Source organism: Caballeronia zhejiangensis (assembly GCF_000698575.1).
GTDB classification, from domain to species: domain Bacteria; phylum Pseudomonadota; class Gammaproteobacteria; order Burkholderiales; family Burkholderiaceae; genus Caballeronia; species Caballeronia zhejiangensis.
On the sequence record NZ_JFHD01000006.1, the window covers coordinates 184,136 to 199,302 of the forward strand.

At 64.3% G+C, this 15,167-nt stretch carries 14 protein-coding genes; 5 read left to right on the forward strand and 9 right to left on the reverse strand.

Annotated elements, in window-relative coordinates:
* Positions 1-16 precede the first annotated feature (16 nt).
* From BG60_RS11600 to lpxK, 5 genes are all read right to left on the reverse strand, one after another.
* A complete protein-coding gene (locus tag BG60_RS11600) occupies positions 17-775 on the reverse strand; it encodes a 3-hydroxyacyl-CoA dehydrogenase (RefSeq protein ID WP_034471586.1) in 759 nt (252 codons plus the stop codon).
* A gap of 198 nt (positions 776-973) precedes the next feature.
* Complete coding sequence (gene adk, locus BG60_RS11605) at positions 974-1,639, reverse strand: adenylate kinase (protein WP_008342724.1); 666 nt, start codon at positions 1,637-1,639, stop codon at positions 974-976.
* A gap of 296 nt (positions 1,640-1,935) precedes the next feature.
* Positions 1,936-2,727, reverse strand: coding sequence for a 3-deoxy-manno-octulosonate cytidylyltransferase (gene kdsB / locus BG60_RS11610; protein ID WP_034471588.1), 792 nt, complete (start codon positions 2,725-2,727; stop codon positions 1,936-1,938).
* 10 nt (positions 2,728-2,737) lie between these two features.
* On the reverse strand, positions 2,738-2,944 hold the full coding sequence (locus tag BG60_RS11615) for a Trm112 family protein (RefSeq protein ID WP_034471590.1): 207 nt from the start codon (positions 2,942-2,944) through the stop codon (positions 2,738-2,740).
* Positions 2,925-3,941 carry a tetraacyldisaccharide 4'-kinase gene (gene lpxK / locus BG60_RS11620; RefSeq protein WP_034471592.1) on the reverse strand — a complete coding sequence of 339 codons (1,017 nt, stop codon included), beginning with the start codon at positions 3,939-3,941 and terminating at the stop codon, positions 2,925-2,927. Before lpxK ends, BG60_RS11615 begins: the two co-directional genes overlap by 20 nt.
* 494 nt (positions 3,942-4,435) lie before the next feature.
* Between lpxK and xseA the strand changes: the two genes are divergently transcribed.
* From xseA to BG60_RS38990, 4 genes are all read left to right on the forward strand, one after another.
* A complete protein-coding gene (xseA, locus tag BG60_RS11625) occupies positions 4,436-5,803 on the forward strand; it encodes an exodeoxyribonuclease VII large subunit (protein WP_034471594.1) in 1,368 nt (455 codons plus the stop codon).
* A 209-nt stretch (positions 5,804-6,012) separates the two neighbouring features.
* Positions 6,013-6,594, forward strand: coding sequence for a superoxide dismutase [Fe] (gene sodB / locus BG60_RS11630; RefSeq protein WP_008342714.1), 582 nt, complete (start codon positions 6,013-6,015; stop codon positions 6,592-6,594).
* Between the two features lie 217 nt (positions 6,595-6,811).
* Positions 6,812-7,942 carry an acyltransferase family protein gene (locus BG60_RS11635; RefSeq protein ID WP_008342712.1) on the forward strand — a complete coding sequence of 377 codons (1,131 nt, stop codon included), beginning with the start codon at positions 6,812-6,814 and terminating at the stop codon, positions 7,940-7,942.
* 79 nt (positions 7,943-8,021) lie between these two features.
* The gene (locus BG60_RS38990; protein WP_033537310.1) at positions 8,022-8,174 is read left to right on the forward strand and encodes a hypothetical protein; all 153 of its coding nucleotides are present in this window, start codon (positions 8,022-8,024) and stop codon (positions 8,172-8,174) included.
* A 1-nt stretch (position 8,175) separates the two neighbouring features.
* On the opposite strand, the gene BG60_RS11645 is transcribed toward BG60_RS38990, so the two are convergent.
* The 4 genes from BG60_RS11645 to BG60_RS11660 all read right to left on the reverse strand — a co-directional run bounded on the left by BG60_RS11645 (position 8,176) and on the right by BG60_RS11660 (position 13,304).
* Complete coding sequence (locus BG60_RS11645; protein ID WP_008342708.1) at positions 8,176-9,447, reverse strand: EAL domain-containing protein; 1,272 nt, start codon at positions 9,445-9,447, stop codon at positions 8,176-8,178.
* 227 nt (positions 9,448-9,674) lie between these two features.
* Positions 9,675-11,108, reverse strand: coding sequence for a multidrug transporter subunit MdtD (gene mdtD / locus BG60_RS11650; protein ID WP_034471596.1), 1,434 nt, complete (start codon positions 11,106-11,108; stop codon positions 9,675-9,677).
* Between the two features lie 8 nt (positions 11,109-11,116).
* Positions 11,117-11,863: a GntR family transcriptional regulator gene (locus BG60_RS11655; protein WP_008342704.1), complete on the reverse strand. Its 747-nt coding sequence runs from the start codon at positions 11,861-11,863 to the stop codon at positions 11,117-11,119.
* A gap of 226 nt (positions 11,864-12,089) precedes the next feature.
* Positions 12,090-13,304, reverse strand: coding sequence for an MFS transporter (locus BG60_RS11660; RefSeq protein ID WP_034471598.1), 1,215 nt, complete (start codon positions 13,302-13,304; stop codon positions 12,090-12,092).
* 335 nt (positions 13,305-13,639) lie between these two features.
* Between BG60_RS11660 and xdhA the strand changes: the two genes are divergently transcribed.
* Complete coding sequence (xdhA, locus tag BG60_RS11665) at positions 13,640-15,163, forward strand: xanthine dehydrogenase small subunit (protein WP_034471600.1); 1,524 nt, start codon at positions 13,640-13,642, stop codon at positions 15,161-15,163.
* Positions 15,164-15,167 lie beyond the last annotated feature (4 nt).

The following is a 15,167-nucleotide window of genomic DNA, read 5'->3' on the forward strand; positions in this document are numbered from 1 at the left end:
CGCGCCGTGCAGAGCGTTACTTAGGCTGCATGCGGATCGCGCCGTCGAGGCGGATCACTTCGCCGTTGAGCATCGGGTTATCGAAAATCGACTTGACGAGCAGAGCGTACTCGTCGGGTTTGCCGAGACGCGCCGGGAACGGCACCATCGCGCCGAGCGCGTCCTGCACTTCCTTCGGCATGCCGAGCAGCATCGGCGTTTCGAAGAGGCCCGGCGCGATCGTCATCACACGGATGCCGCTCTTGCTCAGATCGCGCGCGATCGGCAGCGTCATGCCCGCGACGCCGCTCTTCGATGCCGCATAGGCCGCCTGGCCGATCTGTCCGTCATAAGCCGCTACCGACGCCGTGTTCACGATCACGCCACGTTCGCCCGCCGCGTTCGCTTCGTTCTTCGACATCGCGTGCGCCGCGAGCCGGATCATGTTGAACGTGCCGATGAGATTCACCGACACCACCTTCGAGAAGAGATCGAGCGCGTGCGGACCGTCGCGGCCGACCGTCTTCGCCGCCGGCGCGATGCCCGCGCAATTCACGAGGCCGCGCAATGTGCCGAGACTCAACGCGGCATCGACGGCGCGTTGGCCATCGCTTTCCTGGCTCACGTCGCATTTGACGAACGCGCCCGACAGCTCTTTCGCGAGCGCTTCGCCTGCCGCGTCGTTCATGTCGGCGAGCACGACCTTGCCGCCTTGCGCCGCGATGAGCCGCGCGGTCGCCGCGCCGAGGCCCGACGCACCGCCCGTGATCAGAAAGGTGTTGCCTTGCATCTCCATGTCTCTTCTCCTTTTGTGCGATTCGTGCGCGCGAGAGCAGGGTTGAGCCGCTCGCGCCGATGTCATTCCTTTTGGGAAACGCGTCGATTGTAGCGAAGCCGCATGCTGCAAATTCGCACGACGGTCATGCGATTTCACGGACATAAAAAACCCGCTCACAGGGAGCGGGTTTTCGTCGAACGCGAATCAGGCAGCGCGTTACTTGAGCGCGTCGAACACGCGCGTGCGGATTTCATCGACGGCGCCGAGGCCCGAAATCTTGCGATATTCCGGCGCCTTCAGTCCGTTCGGCGCTGCGCCGCTCTTCGCCCAATCGTTGTAATACGCGATCAGCGGCTTGGTCTGCGCGACGTACACGTCGAGACGCTTCTTCACGGTCTCTTCCTTGTCGTCGTCGCGCTGGATCAACGGCTCGCCGGTGACGTCGTCGGTCATGTCGACCTTCGGCGGATTGAACTTGACGTGATACGTGCGGCCCGATGCCGCATGCACGCGACGACCGCTCATGCGCGTGATGATTTCGTCGAAGGGCACATCGATTTCGAGCACGTAGTCGATCGCCACGCCGGCGTCTTTCATGGCTTCGGCTTGCGGCAGCGTGCGGGGGAAGCCGTCGAAGAGATAGCCGTTCTTGCAGTCGTCGGCCTGCAGGCGTTCCTTCACGAGATTGATGATGAGCGAATCCGGCACCAGCTCGCCCGCATCCATGAAGCGCTTCGCCTCGACGCCGAGCGGCGAGCCTGCCTTGACGGCCGCGCGCAGCATGTCGCCGGTCGAAATCTGCGGAATGCCGAATTTCTCCTTGATGAAGTTTGCCTGGGTGCCCTTGCCCGCACCGGGTGCGCCCAACAGGATCAAACGCATGGTGATCTCTCCGAATCGTCTATAAACCGCTTCAAGCCGCGAGGCTGATTTGACATCCGGTGGCCAGGCTCGTGCGGCGTCGACGACAGGGCGCGCAGCCGAAAAGGAGACGGCGGGCACCTGCGGACAGCGGCGCAACGTTGAGCGTGGCGCTGACCGGAAGGCTCGCGCAATCGCTTGATTATGCCACGCCGCTTTACGATTGCGACCGTAATAACGCGGATAGAAAACGCCAGAAACCCCGCCGAATGGGCCATCCGGCGGGGTTTACACGGGTTGTCGAACAGAGATAGAGATCAGTCCGCTTCCGGGAAGAGCGCCTGAACGCGCGCGAGATCGGCGGGCGTGTCGACGCCGGGCGGCGGTGCGTCTTGCGTCACGCGCACCGCGATGCGTTCGCCGTGCCACAGCGCGCGCAGTTGTTCGAGCGCTTCGGCTTCTTCGATCGGCGCTTGCGCGAGGTTCGGGAAGTCGCGCAGGAATTTCGCGCGATAGGCGTAGAGGCCGATATGCCGCAGCACGTTCTTCGGCACGGACGGCAGTGCCCCAAGCGCGGCGACGTCCGGCCAGTGCGGTTGCCAGAGATCGCGCGTCCACGGAATCGGCGCGCGCGAGAAGTAGAGCGCGCGGCTCTGCGCATCGAGCACGGCCTTCACGACGTTCGGATTGAACACGTCGGCGGGATCGTGAATCGGATGCGCGGCCGTCGCGATCGCGCATTCGGGATGCGCCGCTAGGTGATCGGCGACATCGCGCACGAGCTGCGGATCGATGAGCGGCTCGTCGCCCTGAACGTTGACGACGATGGCGTCGTCGGCCCAGTTCAGACGCGTCGCGACCTCGGCGAGCCGATCCGTGCCTGTGGGGTGATCCGAGCGCGTCAACATGACTTCGACGCCGTGATCGCGCGCAGCCTCGACGACGCGGTCGGAGTCGGTCGCGACAAGCACTTGCGAAGCGCCCGATTCGCGCGCGCGCTCGGCGACGCGCACGACCATCGGCTTGCCGCCGATATCGGCGAGCGGCTTGTTCGGCAGGCGCGTGGAAGCGAGGCGCGCGGGAATGACCGCGATGAACGGAACGGACATTTCAGCGTGCTCAGACGTCGCCGACGGGTTTGAGCGGCTCGACGGGCGTGCCCTCGACGGTCTGACGCGCTTCGTCGACGAGCATCACGGGAATGCCGTCGCGGATCGGATAGGCGAGTTTGTCCGCGCTGCAGACGAGTTCCTGCGCGGCGCGATCGTAACTGAGCGGGCCTTTGCAAATCGGGCAAACGAGGATTTCAAGCAGACGTGCGTCCACGGAGTTTCTCCACAACAAGAGCGATGAGGCGCGGCCGCAGCACGGCTTGCACCGGAACGACCCAGATGCGTGCATCGCGCCAGGCGCCCAATTTTACTGCATCCTTTTCGGTGATCAGGATGGCATCGGCGTCGACGCCGGCGAACGGATTCTCGCGATACGCGTAGTGATCGGGAAACGCGCGCGTCGCCGGCGCGATGCCCGCCGCGCGCAGCGTCGCGAAGAAGCGTTCAGGCGAGCCGATGCCCGCCGCCGCGACCACTTTCTCGCCGGCGAACTGATCGAGCGGGCGGCGCTGATGCGGATCGTCGAGCAGCCACGCGTCGCCGGATTCGAGTTCGAGCGCAAACGTGTTCGGCCACGGCGGCAGCGTGCGCTCGTAGGGACTGTTGATGAGCGTCGCGTCGCGGCGGCGCGACATCGGCTCGCGCAACGGACCCGCGGGCAGCAGAAAGCCGTTGCCGCCGAGACGGTCGTCGAACACGACGAGCTCGAACGCGCGCGCGAGGCGATAGTGCTGCAGGCCGTCGTCGGAAACGAGGACATCGACGTTCGGATGCGCTTCGAGCAGCGCCTTCGCCGCCGCGACGCGGTCCGGGCAGACGAACACCGGCGCGTGTGTACGCCGCGCGATCAACAGCGGTTCGTCGCCGACCTGCTCGGCGGCGGAGCTTGCCGTGACGCTCGTCGGCTTGGCGATCTTCGCGCCGTAACCGCGCGAGATCACGCCGGGCTGGAATCCGGCGGCGCGCAACGCCTCGACGAGCGCGATGACGGTCGGCGTCTTGCCCGTTCCGCCGACGGTCACGTTGCCCACGACGACCACCGGCGCGCCCACTTCGACGCGCTTCATCCAGCCGAGGTCGTAGAAGGCGCGCCGCGTGGCAGCGATCGCGCCGAAGATGCACGCGAAAGGCGTCAGCGCCCACGCGACGGGGCCGCGCCGGCGCCATTCGCGGGCGAGGAAGTTTTCGAGCGGCGGTTTGAAATCAGACATGGACCGCCTTCGCGATGAACGCTGGCGGGCGGCAAGTCGGGTACGGCATGGCGTGCAACGGCAGCTCCTTGGATGACGGTCGGCGTTGGACGATGCCCGGCTTTTCGCGGCCCGGGACAAGCAGGTTTCGGCCGCGCCAGCCGGTGCTGGAACCCGGCACTCTAGCGCGCGCGGGGCGTGGGCGCCAGTCAGGAACGCGGGAGAAAGGGCGACGCCATCCGCGCCGCACGCCTGTGGATAACTCTGTGAAGAACTTCCAGCCGCCACACCGCGATCGCGCGTCAGGAAAGAGTTGCTCCGGGGCTGACAGTATCCATAAAAATTTAACGTCGAAAAATCAACGGCTTGAAACGAACTCACTAGCCTCTGGCGATGCCGCTCCGCACGCGGCGGTAAGTCTTTCTGTGTGGACACTTGTTACACTTGCGTACCTCGTTCAGCGGCGTTTGTCCATCGCGCACAGCGCCGCGCCTGAAGATTTTTCTCGTCCAGCCATGACTCCCGATTCACTGCAGTCGCAAAGCGGCGATGCCGTCATCCCCGTTTCCGCGCTCAATCGCGCGATCAGTTCGATGCTCGAACGGTCATTTCCGCTCGTGTGGGTATCGGGCGAAGTGTCGAATTTCACGCGCGCGGCGAGCGGCCATTGGTACTTCTCGATCAAGGACGCGAACGCGCAAATGCGCTGCGTGATGTTCCGCGGCCGCGCGCAATACGCCGAATTCACGCCGCGCGAGGGCGACAAGATCGAAGTGCGCGCGCTCGTCACGATGTACGAGCCGCGCGGCGAACTGCAGCTCAACGTGGAAGCGGTGCGGCGCACGGGGCAGGGCCGGCTCTACGAAGCGTTTCTGCGGCTGAAGGCGCAGCTCGAAAGCGAAGGGCTCTTCGCGGCCGAGCGAAAGCGCGCGTTGCCTTCGCATCCGCGCGGCATCGGGATCGTGACGTCGCTGCAGGCGGCCGCATTGCGCGATGTCCTCACGACGCTCGCGCGCCGCGCGCCGCATGTGCCGATCGTCGTGTATCCGGCACCGGTGCAGGGCGCGGGCGTCGGCGCGAAGCTGGCGGCGATGGTCGAAGCCGCGAACGCGCGCCGCGAGGTCGATGTGCTGATCGTGTGCCGCGGCGGCGGCTCGATCGAGGATCTCTGGGCGTTCAACGAGGAAGTGCTCGCACGCGCGATCGCGGCGAGCGCGGTGCCGGTGGTGAGCGGCGTCGGGCATGAGACGGATTTCACCATCGCCGATTTCGCCGCCGACGTGCGCGCGCCGACGCCGACCGCCGCCGCTGAGCTCGTCAGTCCGCAGCGCGTGCTGCTGTTGCGCGAGCTCGATCATCGACATGCGGCGCTCGCGCGCGGCTTCGGCCGGATGATGGAGCGCCGCGCGCAGCAGCTCGACTGGCTCGCGCGCCGGCTCGTGAGCCCCGCGGAACGGCTGGCGCGGCAGCGCGCGCATCTGCGGCAACTGGCAAGCCGGCTCGCCGCGGCGGGCGCGCGGCCCGTGCGCGATGCGCGCGCGCACTTCGCGCTGGTGCACTACCGCTGGCAGCGCAGACGTCCGAATGTGGCCGCCGAGCGCGAGCATCTGTTGCGGCTCGCGCAGCGTATCGGCAGCGCGCATGAGCGGCGCGCCGACCGTGAGAAAGCGTGCATTTCGGAACTGGCAGCGCGCTTGCAGGTGCTGAGCCCGCAGCGCACACTCGAACGCGGTTATGCCGCATTGATCGACGCGCAGACGGGCCGCGCCGTGCGTGCACCGAACGCATTGAAACCGAAGCGGCCGCTGACGGTGCATCTCGCGGAAGGATCGGCGGATGTGCTGCTCGCCGATGTCCAGGCGCGTCTGTCCGACGAATTCTGAGCCCGGCGCGGCGCGCGGAATCGGCGTACATTTGACGTGCCTGACGAGGCTCCTCAGAGCACTTTTTACGCCGCGTGAGGCGATTGGAAAGCAATCTTGCTCATAAAGAGCACACGGTTTGCTGGGTTATCCCAACTCGCCTACAATCCAGTGCTCCACTGCTGGACGCCACACAATCCCACAATCCACATAGAAAGGAAGCTCGCATCATGGAACATACGCTCCCGCCGCTGCCGTTCGACAAGAACGCGCTCGCTCCGCACATGTCGGAAGAAACGCTCGAGTATCACTATGGCAAGCACCACCAGACCTATGTGACGAACCTGAACAAGCTGATCCCCGGCACCGAGTTCGAAAACCTGCCGCTGGAAGAAATCGTCAAGAAGTCGTCGGGCGGCGTGTTCAACAACTCGGCGCAAGTATGGAATCACACGTTCTTCTGGAACAGCCTGTCGCCGAACGGCGGCGGCGCTCCGACCGGCGCGCTGGCTGATGCGATCAACGCAAAGTACGGTTCCTACGACAAGTTCAAGGAAGAATTCGCCAAGGTCGCGACCGGCACGTTCGGCTCGGGCTGGACGTGGCTCGTGAAGAAGACCGACGGCACCGTCGATATCGTGTCGACGAGCAACGCCGCCACGCCGCTCACGACGGACGCGAAGGCGCTCCTGACCATCGACGTGTGGGAGCATGCGTATTACATCGACTATCGCAATGCGCGTCCTAAGTTCATTGAGGCTTACTGGAATATCGTCAACTGGGATTTCGCGTCGAAGAATTTCGGTGCGTAAGTAAGCGCGCGTGAAACTGGATTGCCGCATTTCGAAATGAGTTCCGAATGCCGCAATCAGAATGAAAGCCCTCGCGAGAGGGCTTTTTTCGTTGAAGCGTCCGGCGTGAGCTATTTTTGGGGAACGTCGAAGTCTCACTTGGTCTAACGGGATTCTGGTCGCCCAATCGGCTTCCGATTTCCATGTTGGCGTTGCCAACACAGACGCGAGCTGAATAATGACGACACGCTATCATCAACTGGATTCGCTGCGCGGCATTGCCGCTTTGACAGTCGTATTCAGTCACTATTCACAGATCACCCTCACGCATTGGCTGCAGCACGTTCCATGGCGCGCAATCGCCGAAGGGCATTCCGCCGTGATCCTGTTCTTTGCGCTGAGCGGTTTCGCCTTGGCCATGCAGGTTACCGGCGATAGTAAACCCGGCTTCGCCGAGTTCATCGTGAAGCGCGTGTGCCGTATCTACATCCCATATCTCATCGCGGTTCTGGCCGCTTATACCGCGTATTGCTTGCTTTACCGGTCGAATCTCTCTTGGACCGGCGAATGGGTCAATCAGGCATGGCACGCGGGCATCGATCGGCGTGATTTGCTGGATCACCTCTACTTTGTGATTCCGTTCAGCAACAGCACGCTCGATCCGGTGCTCTGGTCGCTCGTCTACGAGATGCGTATCTCGCTGATCTTCCCGATTCTCGTCGTCGTGGTATTTGCCACGCCCGTCTGGTTTTCCGTAGCACTAAGCATGTGTTTCTCTCTTGCTGCATTCGGCTATTACCATCATTTGCAGCGGACCCTCCTGGACGCGAGCATTCAGGGCGAATGGATGCCGACCATCCATTACATGTCGATGTTCGTTCTCGGCGCGTTGATTGCGCGGTATCGCGAAGCCATTTCGTCGAAACTCGGCGCCTATTCCGCACGAACGCTTTTCGGCGCATTGCTGATTTGTCTCGCCCTTTACGTCCTCGTCGGTTCGATCACTCGCCATTCGATATCCAACGACGTGCTGCGCAGTTTCGCCGACGACTGGATCATTCTTCCAGCCGTGACCGGCATTCTCGTTCTGGCGATTGCGCTCAGGCCGTTCGCCGCGTTTCTGACCGCGCGGCCATTGATTTTCCTCGGCGAGATTTCATTCAGCCTGTATCTGCTGCATTGCATCGTGTTGCTGGGCGTGCTGCATTATTTTGGCGAAACCTATCAAGGCATGTCGCTGATCATTGCCGCCGTGCTGATTCTTCCCGTCAGCATCGCGGGATATTACGCGGTCGAAAAGCCGTCGATTCGACTGGGACGATATCTGACGCGCGGAAAGCAGCGGAGCAGAGTGACGCAGCGTGCGTGACGATAAGCCGTCGCTGCGCGCATCGGAGCGCGAGCCTAAAATATCGGCTCGCCGCAACGATCGAAATCGCATCGCCATCATGAAACGCTTCGCAGGCTTGTGCCTCGCGGCCTGGTCGGCCGCTGCATTGCTCTATTTCGGCCGCCATTCTGCCGCGCTCATCGTGCTCTCCGGCGTGCTGGTGCTTGCCGGCTTCGATCTGCTCCGTCCGGAATCCGAAAACAGCGCGTAGCCTACCGCTGCTTCGCGCCTTCCCAGTTGATATCGACGCACAGCACCTGTAAGCCATAAGGCGTCTGCGCGGCGATCGACGCCGTCACGCAAAGGTGCGCCTCGTTGATCGACAGATACGGCGCCGTCAGATGCATGCGCCCCGGCGCGCGCAGCGCCTCGATGAAGTACGGCCGGCGCTCCCAGCTTGCGCCCTCCGAATGCAGCAGCGGACTGAAGCGCTTCGCGCGCTGCGATGTACGCACGATCGGCACGACGTTGTCGCCGATCTGCCGCCCGGCCTGATCGAGCAGGAAGCAGCGCGCGGTGTCGGCGAGTTGTAGCAGTTCGCTCGTCGCGGCCGTGAGCGTCTCGCCTTCCATCAGCTTGACCGACGCGCGCTCCAGCCCGCTTACATACGGCTCGAGGCGCGCGACTTGCGCCCGTTCGCGGCCAGCGACGCGTTCGCGCGATGCCGCCGACAACGCATCCATCACGCCAGCGGCGACTTCGCTGTGCACCGCCTCGACGCTCGGCTGCGCGAAGTACGCGCCCTGCACGAAATCGACATTGCACTCCAACGCGATGAGCGCGTCGCGTTCGGTCGCGAGGCCGCCCATCAAGACGAGCTGGCCGGACTCATGGAGCAGCGAGACGAGGCGCGGCAGCACACGCTCGATATGCGAGTGCTCGGTCGCCTGCTGAAGGATGCAGCGGTCGAGCGTCACGATATCCGGCCGCAGATGCCACACGCGATCGATGTTCGAATGCTTCACGCCGAAGCCGTCGAGCGCGATCAGAAAGCCCGACTTGCGCAGCGAATCGATGATTTCAGCGAAACGCGTCGTCTCGCCGCCCGCCTGCTCGGGCACTTCGAGCACGACGCGCTGCGGCGACAGACCGATGTCCTTCAGCGACGCGAGCAGCGCATCGCCGTAGCTCGTGTCCATCAGCGCGGCGGGGTGCAGGCTCAGGAAGAGCCATTCGTCGTGGCTGTCGAAGGCATTGAAGTTGCCCAGATGCAGCGATTCCGCGAGCCGGCCGAGTTCGAGCAGATCGCCGCGCCGCGCGGCCTGCGTGAAGACCTCGTGCGACGGCACGTGACGATGTGAGTCATCGCGCGCGCGCAAGGACGCGTGATAGCCGATCGCGCGCCGGTGCGACACCGAAAACACGGGCTGGAACACGCTGAAAACGGTGTACTCGCCGTACAACACGGTGCGACGCGATCCATCGTCACCGGCGACGGGGCGCGGCGGCTGGAAGCGGGGAGGGTCGAGATCAACCATGCTCATGGTGTCGGGGCGCAGGGCAAGTAACTTTATCGAGATAGTTTACCGGATCGGCACCCGACCGTTCGAGCAAAAAGCGTGCAAATTCAATATCCAAGCGGCGCTCGCCGGGTATCGCGCGCTTCGTTGCGCCTATTCGTGTGCGGATTGAAGCTCGCATGCCGCAGACGCGGGAGCGCGCGCCGTCCAAACGTGCGTGCGGGCACCGGCGCGGTGCGTCGTCCGCGTTCTCAGTTCGAGTCGGACGGATCGGGCTTTCTCGCGGCCGCGCGCACTTCCGGCGCGAGCTGTCCGAAGATCCACGCCGTCGCGGCCGTGATGATGCCGACGCACAGGAACGTCGCGTGGAAGGCGGGCAGCGAGTTCGTCTCCGTGACCTGCGGCAGCAGTCCTGTAAACGTCGACAGGATCGCGCCCGCGACGGTCACGCCGAGGCTCATCGACAGCATTTGCACGAGCGAGAACAGGCTGTTGCCGCTGCTCGCGCCGCCGGTGCCGAGGTCCTTCAGCGTGAGCGTGTTCATCGCGGTGAACTGCATCGAATTGAAGGCGCCGAAGATCGCGAGCTGCACGAGCCGCAGCCAGAGCGGCTGATGCGCGCTCACGAGCGCGAAGCTCGCCATCATCAGCCCGACGAGCACCGTGTTCACGACCAGCACGCGCCGATAACCGTGCTTTTCGATGAGCCGCGTGACGACGCGCTTGGACGCCATGCCCGCGGCCGCGACGGGCAGCATCATCATGCCGGCCTGAAACGGCGTGTAGCCGAGGCTCACTTGCAGCAGGAGCGGGATCAGATAAGGCATCGCGCCGCTGCCGATACGCGCGAAGAGATTGCCCAGCAAGCCGACGCTGAAGGTGTGGATCTTGAAGAGATCGAGCGAGAAGATCGGCTGGGCGGCGCGTGTCGCGTGCAGACCGTAGGCGACGAAGCAGCCGAACGAGAGCACGAGCAGCACGATCACGATCGCGTGCGCGAGGCCGAGATCGGCGAGTCCGTCGAGCGAAATCGTGAGCGCGACCATGCCGATCGCGAGCAGCAGGTAGCCCGCCAGATCGAAGCGCGCGGTCGCCGGATTGCGGCTGTCGGGCATGTACAGGTTCGTCGCGATGCAGCCGATCACGCCGACCGGCACGTTGATCAGAAAAATCCAGTGCCATGACGCGATCTGCACGAGCCAGCCGCCGAGCGTCGGGCCGATGAGCGGGCCGATCAGCCCCGGAATAGCGACGAACGCGAGCGCGGAAAGATAGCGCTCCGCCGGGAACACGCGCAGCACGGCGAGGCGTCCGACCGGCAAGAGCATCGCGCCGCCGACGCCCTGCACGACGCGATACGCGACGAGCGCCGTCAGCGATTGCGCGTTCGCGCAGAGCAGCGAGCCGATCGTGAACACGAGGATCGCGCTGAAGAACACGCGCTTCGTGCCGAGCTTGTCGGCGAGCCAGCCGGAGACGGGGATCATCATCGCCATCGTCAGCGAGTAGGCGATCACCACGCCCTGCATACGCAGCGGCGCCTCGCCCAGACTTCGTGCCATCGCGGGGAGCGCAGTGTTGACGATCGTCGAGTCGAGCGTCTGCATGAAGAAGCCCGTGGCGACGAGGCACAGCATGATGGAGAGCGATCGGTCAGACGTCTGTGCTGTGGGCGTGTCGGTCATTGGGCGGGTTACTTTCGCAGCTCGGCGACGAAGTCGTAGTAGTCGTTGCGGCAGTAGGTATCGGTGAGCTCGATGGCGCGCTGATCGGCCGTGTAGCCGACGCGCGTGATGAGCAGCAGCGCGTCGTGTGGCGCGATGCCCATCTGCTCGGCAATCTCCGGGCTCGCGTTCACGGCGCGGAAATGCTGAAGCGCGCGCACGATCGATAGCCCGCGTGCATCGAGATAGCTGTAGAGCGAATCGCCGATGGTCTGCGGATCGGGAATGCACGACGCCGGAAAGGTGGAATTCTCGACGGCCATGACGATGTCATCGGCGAGACGCAGGCGTTTCAGGCGCGTGACGGTCGCGGCGGGCGAGAGGCCGAGCTGGATGACTTCCTCGCGATTGGCCGGCTCGATGCTGCGCGAGAGCCATTTGGAGCTGGGCTTGAAGCCGCGGCGCCGAAGCATTTCGGAAAAGCTCGACAGACGCGAGAGCGGGTCTTCGTAGCGCGGCGTGATGAAGCTGCCCGCGCCTTGTTCGCGGCGGATGAGCCCTTGTTCGACGAGCAGCGCGATCGCTTTTCGCGAGGTGATCCGCGAGACGCCGAGTGCTTCCGACAGCACGCGCTCGGAGGGCAGCGCTTCGCCTGCGTTCCAGCGATTGTCGTGGATAGCGTTGGCGAGCTTGCGGGCGAGTTGAAGGTAGAGCGGAGTGTCGCTGTCCGGGTCCGGGCGCAAATCGCGCCAGCGGTCTTCCGAGGTCGGGTTCATAAAGCGGACGCTAATGGGCCAAGCGGGGATTTTAAGACAAACGCTGAAGGTGGTCGCTCCGTGTTTCGCTTTGAGGCGGGTTTTGGTTGCTTGGCCTTTTTCTCGTCGGATCCCGTTTTCTTGGTGGTCCATTAGCATTGCCCCGCACAGGGGCAGTGCCGATCGACCGACACGAAAACGGGATCCGGCAAAACGCGCCCGACGCGACGCTACGAAAGCACTGAGCTCAAGCCGTAGCCGCCCCACCCACGCCACGTCCACCGCGCATATAAAGCGCCACCGACAACGCCACCGCCGCCGCCGCCGCCAGCGCGGCAAACAGAAACACCGACCCGTACCCCAACTCACCCGCGACATACCCAGCGAGCGGCCCGGTCAACCCGAGCGACAGATCGAGAAACACCGAATACGCCGACAAAGCCGCGCCCCGGCTGGCCGGCGGCACGAGCCCGACCGCCTCGACGCCGAGCGCCGGAAACACGAGCGCGAATCCGAAGCCGGTCAGCGCCGCGCCCGCGAGCGCGAAAGTCGGCTCGGCGGCGAGCCACAGCATCAGCAGACCCGCGCATTCGAACGCAAACGACACGATCGCCACGCGAAACCCGCCATACGCCTTGATCGTGTTGGCGAACAGAAGCCGCGCGCCGATGAACATCGTGCCGAACACCGTAAGCGAAAGCGCCGCATTCGGCCAGTTGTGCGCGGCATAGTAAAGCGTGATGAACGTCGCGATGGAGCCGAATCCCGCCGATCCGAGCGCGAGCCCCAGTCCATGCGGCAACACGCGGAAGAACACGCTCCGATACGACATGCGCTCGCCGTGCACGATCGGCACGCTCGCCATGCGCGTCGCGAGCCAGTAGCCGAAGCCGCCGAGCGCGATCACGATCAGCCCGAGCGACGCGAATCCCAGCGAATGATCGATCGCGACGCCGAGCGGCGCGCCGATCGCGAGCGCGCCGTAAGTGGCGATGCCGTTCCACGAAATCACCTTCGCGTTGTTGTTCACGCCGACGCGCCCGATGCCCCATGTGATCGATCCCGTCCCGACCCAGCTCTCGCCGAAGCCGAGCACGAGCCGCGCGATCACCAGCAGCACGAGACTCACCGCGTGCCACTGCGCGGCGAGCGCCGAGGCGAGCAGCAGCACGCCGCTTGCCGAGCACGCCGCGAGACCGTAGAGCACGGTTTTCTTGGGGCCGAGCGTATCGGCGGTGCGGCCCGCCAGCGGCCGCGACAGCAGCGTCGCGAAGTACTGGACGCTGATCGCCGCGCCCGCCATCACAGAGCCGTAGCCGAGATCCGTGTGCACGAAGCCCGGCAGCACCGCGAGCGGAATGCCGATCGTCAGGTAGCAAAGGAACGTGTACAGCACGACGGGCAGAATCCGCAGCGTGACGGCGAAGTCGCTTTGCGGCTTGATGCGGGACTCGGTGGACATAGGGAAATTGCGGGGTTGAATTCGGCGCGAAGGCGTGATTGTCCCATATGTTGCGGCGCAACGTCGCAGTCGTTTTGTAACCAGCTAGGACAAATCGCCTGTCCGAGTCATCGGGCGCCGCCGACGCAAGCCTTGCTGGATAAGGCTCTCAGCACATATCGGACGAAGAATATGTCGTTCATGCAATGCCGCCTATGGGTTATCGATTTTGGCGGTGATAGCTTTTGAACCATCGAAGCGACAGGACTAATCTGAAAAGGTCCGAAATCGCGAATGCCACCGGCTGCGCATCCCGCGCAACCAGCGAAAAAGCATCGAAGAGCCCCGAGACATCCATGACTGAGCCGATCCGCTTCTATCACCGCAACGCGATCCAGGAAGTGAGCGGCGCGTCGACGACGCGCACCGTCCTGCAATATCTGCGCGAAGACGCGCGCTGCACCGGCACCAAGGAAGGCTGCGCGGAAGGCGACTGCGGCGCGTGCACGGTCGTCATCGGCGAGCCGGACGGCGCGGGCGGCGTCGCGTTCAAGGCCGTCAACGCATGCGTGCAGTTTCTGCCGACGCTCGACGGCCGCGCGCTCTTCACCGTCGAAGACCTGCGCCAGCCGGACGGCACGCTGCATCCGGTGCAGCAGGCGCTCGTCGATTGTCACGGCTCGCAATGCGGCTTCTGCACGCCCGGCTTCGCGATGTCGATGTTCGCGCTCTACGAAAAGCACGGTCATGCGACGACCGGCTGCCCGGGAACGTGCGAGAAGACGAAGCCCTCGCGCCAGGAGATCAGCGATGCGCTGACGGGCAATCTGTGCCGCTGCACGGGTTATCGGCCGATCATCGACGCTGCCGAGCAGATGTTCGACCGCGCGCCGCTCGCGCCCGTCAACGTGCCGGCGCTCGCGCGCACGCTCGAAAGCCTGAAGCGCGACGACACGTTCCACTACGAGCACGCCGGCCGCCAGTTCGACGCGCCGCGCACGACCGAAGCGCTCGCCGCGATCAAGGACAAAAACCCGAACGTGCGGATTCTCGCGGGCAGCACGGACGTCGGTTTGTGGGTGACGAAGCAGTTGCGCGATCTGGGCGATATCGTCTATGTCGGGCAGATCGACTCGTTCAAGCGCGTCGAGACGACGGACGAATGGATCGAGATCGGCGCGGGCGTGTCGGTCGAGCGCGCGTACGACGAACTCGTGAAGCTCTATCCCGAACTCGAAGAGACGCGTCTGCGTTTCGCGTCGCTGCCCATCCGCAACGCCGGCACGCTCGGCGGCAACGTCGCGAACGGCTCGCCGATCGGCGATTCGATGCCCGGCCTCATCGCGCTGAATGCGCGCGTCGTCCTGCAAAGCGTCGATGGTCTGCGCGAGATGCCGCTCGAGGATCTGTACATCGCGTATCAGAAGAAGGACATGCGCGAGAACGAGTTCGTCGCCGCGATCCGCGTGCCGACGCGCACGGGCAAGCGCGCGTACCTTAAGTTCCGCGCGTACAAGCTGTCGAAGCGTTTCGACTCCGATATTTCCGCCGTCTACGCCGCGTTCAGTTTCATCGCCGATGGCGACACGATCCGCGAGCCGCGCCTCGCCTACGGCGGCATGGCCGCGACGCCGAAGCGCGCGGAACACGCCGAAGCCATTCTCAACGATGCGCTTTGGCACGAAGCCACCGCGCAGGCCGCGATGATCGCGCTTTCCAAGGATTACCAGCCGCTCACCGACATGCGCGCGAGCAGCGACTATCGCCTCGACACCGCAAAGAGCCTCTTGTATCGCTTCTGGCTGGAGACGCGCCCGCACGATCCGCTGGACAAATCGAAGCTGGATGTGCGCGCAATCGAACTCGTCGAAGCGAAGTAAGCGA

What these genes read in the sequence shown, in the direction of transcription:
- BG60_RS11600 (WP_034471586.1), bottom strand. Translation starts at nt 775, where the DNA reads ATGGAGATGCAAGGCAACACCTTTCTGATCACGGGCGGTGCGTCGGGC.
- adk (WP_008342724.1), bottom strand. Translation starts at nt 1,639, where the DNA reads ATGCGTTTGATCCTGTTGGGCGCACCCGGTGCGGGCAAGGGCACCCAG.
- kdsB (WP_034471588.1), bottom strand. Translation starts at nt 2,727, where the DNA reads ATGTCCGTTCCGTTCATCGCGGTCATTCCCGCGCGCCTCGCTTCCACG.
- lpxK (WP_034471592.1), bottom strand. Translation starts at nt 3,941, where the DNA reads ATGTCTGATTTCAAACCGCCGCTCGAAAACTTCCTCGCCCGCGAATGG.
- xseA (WP_034471594.1), top strand. Translation starts at nt 4,436, where the DNA reads ATGACTCCCGATTCACTGCAGTCGCAAAGCGGCGATGCCGTCATCCCC.
- sodB (WP_008342714.1), top strand. Translation starts at nt 6,013, where the DNA reads ATGGAACATACGCTCCCGCCGCTGCCGTTCGACAAGAACGCGCTCGCT.
- BG60_RS11635 (WP_008342712.1), top strand. Translation starts at nt 6,812, where the DNA reads ATGACGACACGCTATCATCAACTGGATTCGCTGCGCGGCATTGCCGCT.
- BG60_RS38990 (WP_033537310.1), top strand. Translation starts at nt 8,022, where the DNA reads ATGAAACGCTTCGCAGGCTTGTGCCTCGCGGCCTGGTCGGCCGCTGCA.
- BG60_RS11645 (WP_008342708.1), bottom strand. Translation starts at nt 9,447, where the DNA reads ATGAGCATGGTTGATCTCGACCCTCCCCGCTTCCAGCCGCCGCGCCCC.
- mdtD (WP_034471596.1), bottom strand. Translation starts at nt 11,108, where the DNA reads ATGACCGACACGCCCACAGCACAGACGTCTGACCGATCGCTCTCCATC.
- BG60_RS11655 (WP_008342704.1), bottom strand. Translation starts at nt 11,863, where the DNA reads ATGAACCCGACCTCGGAAGACCGCTGGCGCGATTTGCGCCCGGACCCG.
- BG60_RS11660 (WP_034471598.1), bottom strand. Translation starts at nt 13,304, where the DNA reads ATGTCCACCGAGTCCCGCATCAAGCCGCAAAGCGACTTCGCCGTCACG.
- xdhA (WP_034471600.1), top strand. Translation starts at nt 13,640, where the DNA reads ATGACTGAGCCGATCCGCTTCTATCACCGCAACGCGATCCAGGAAGTG.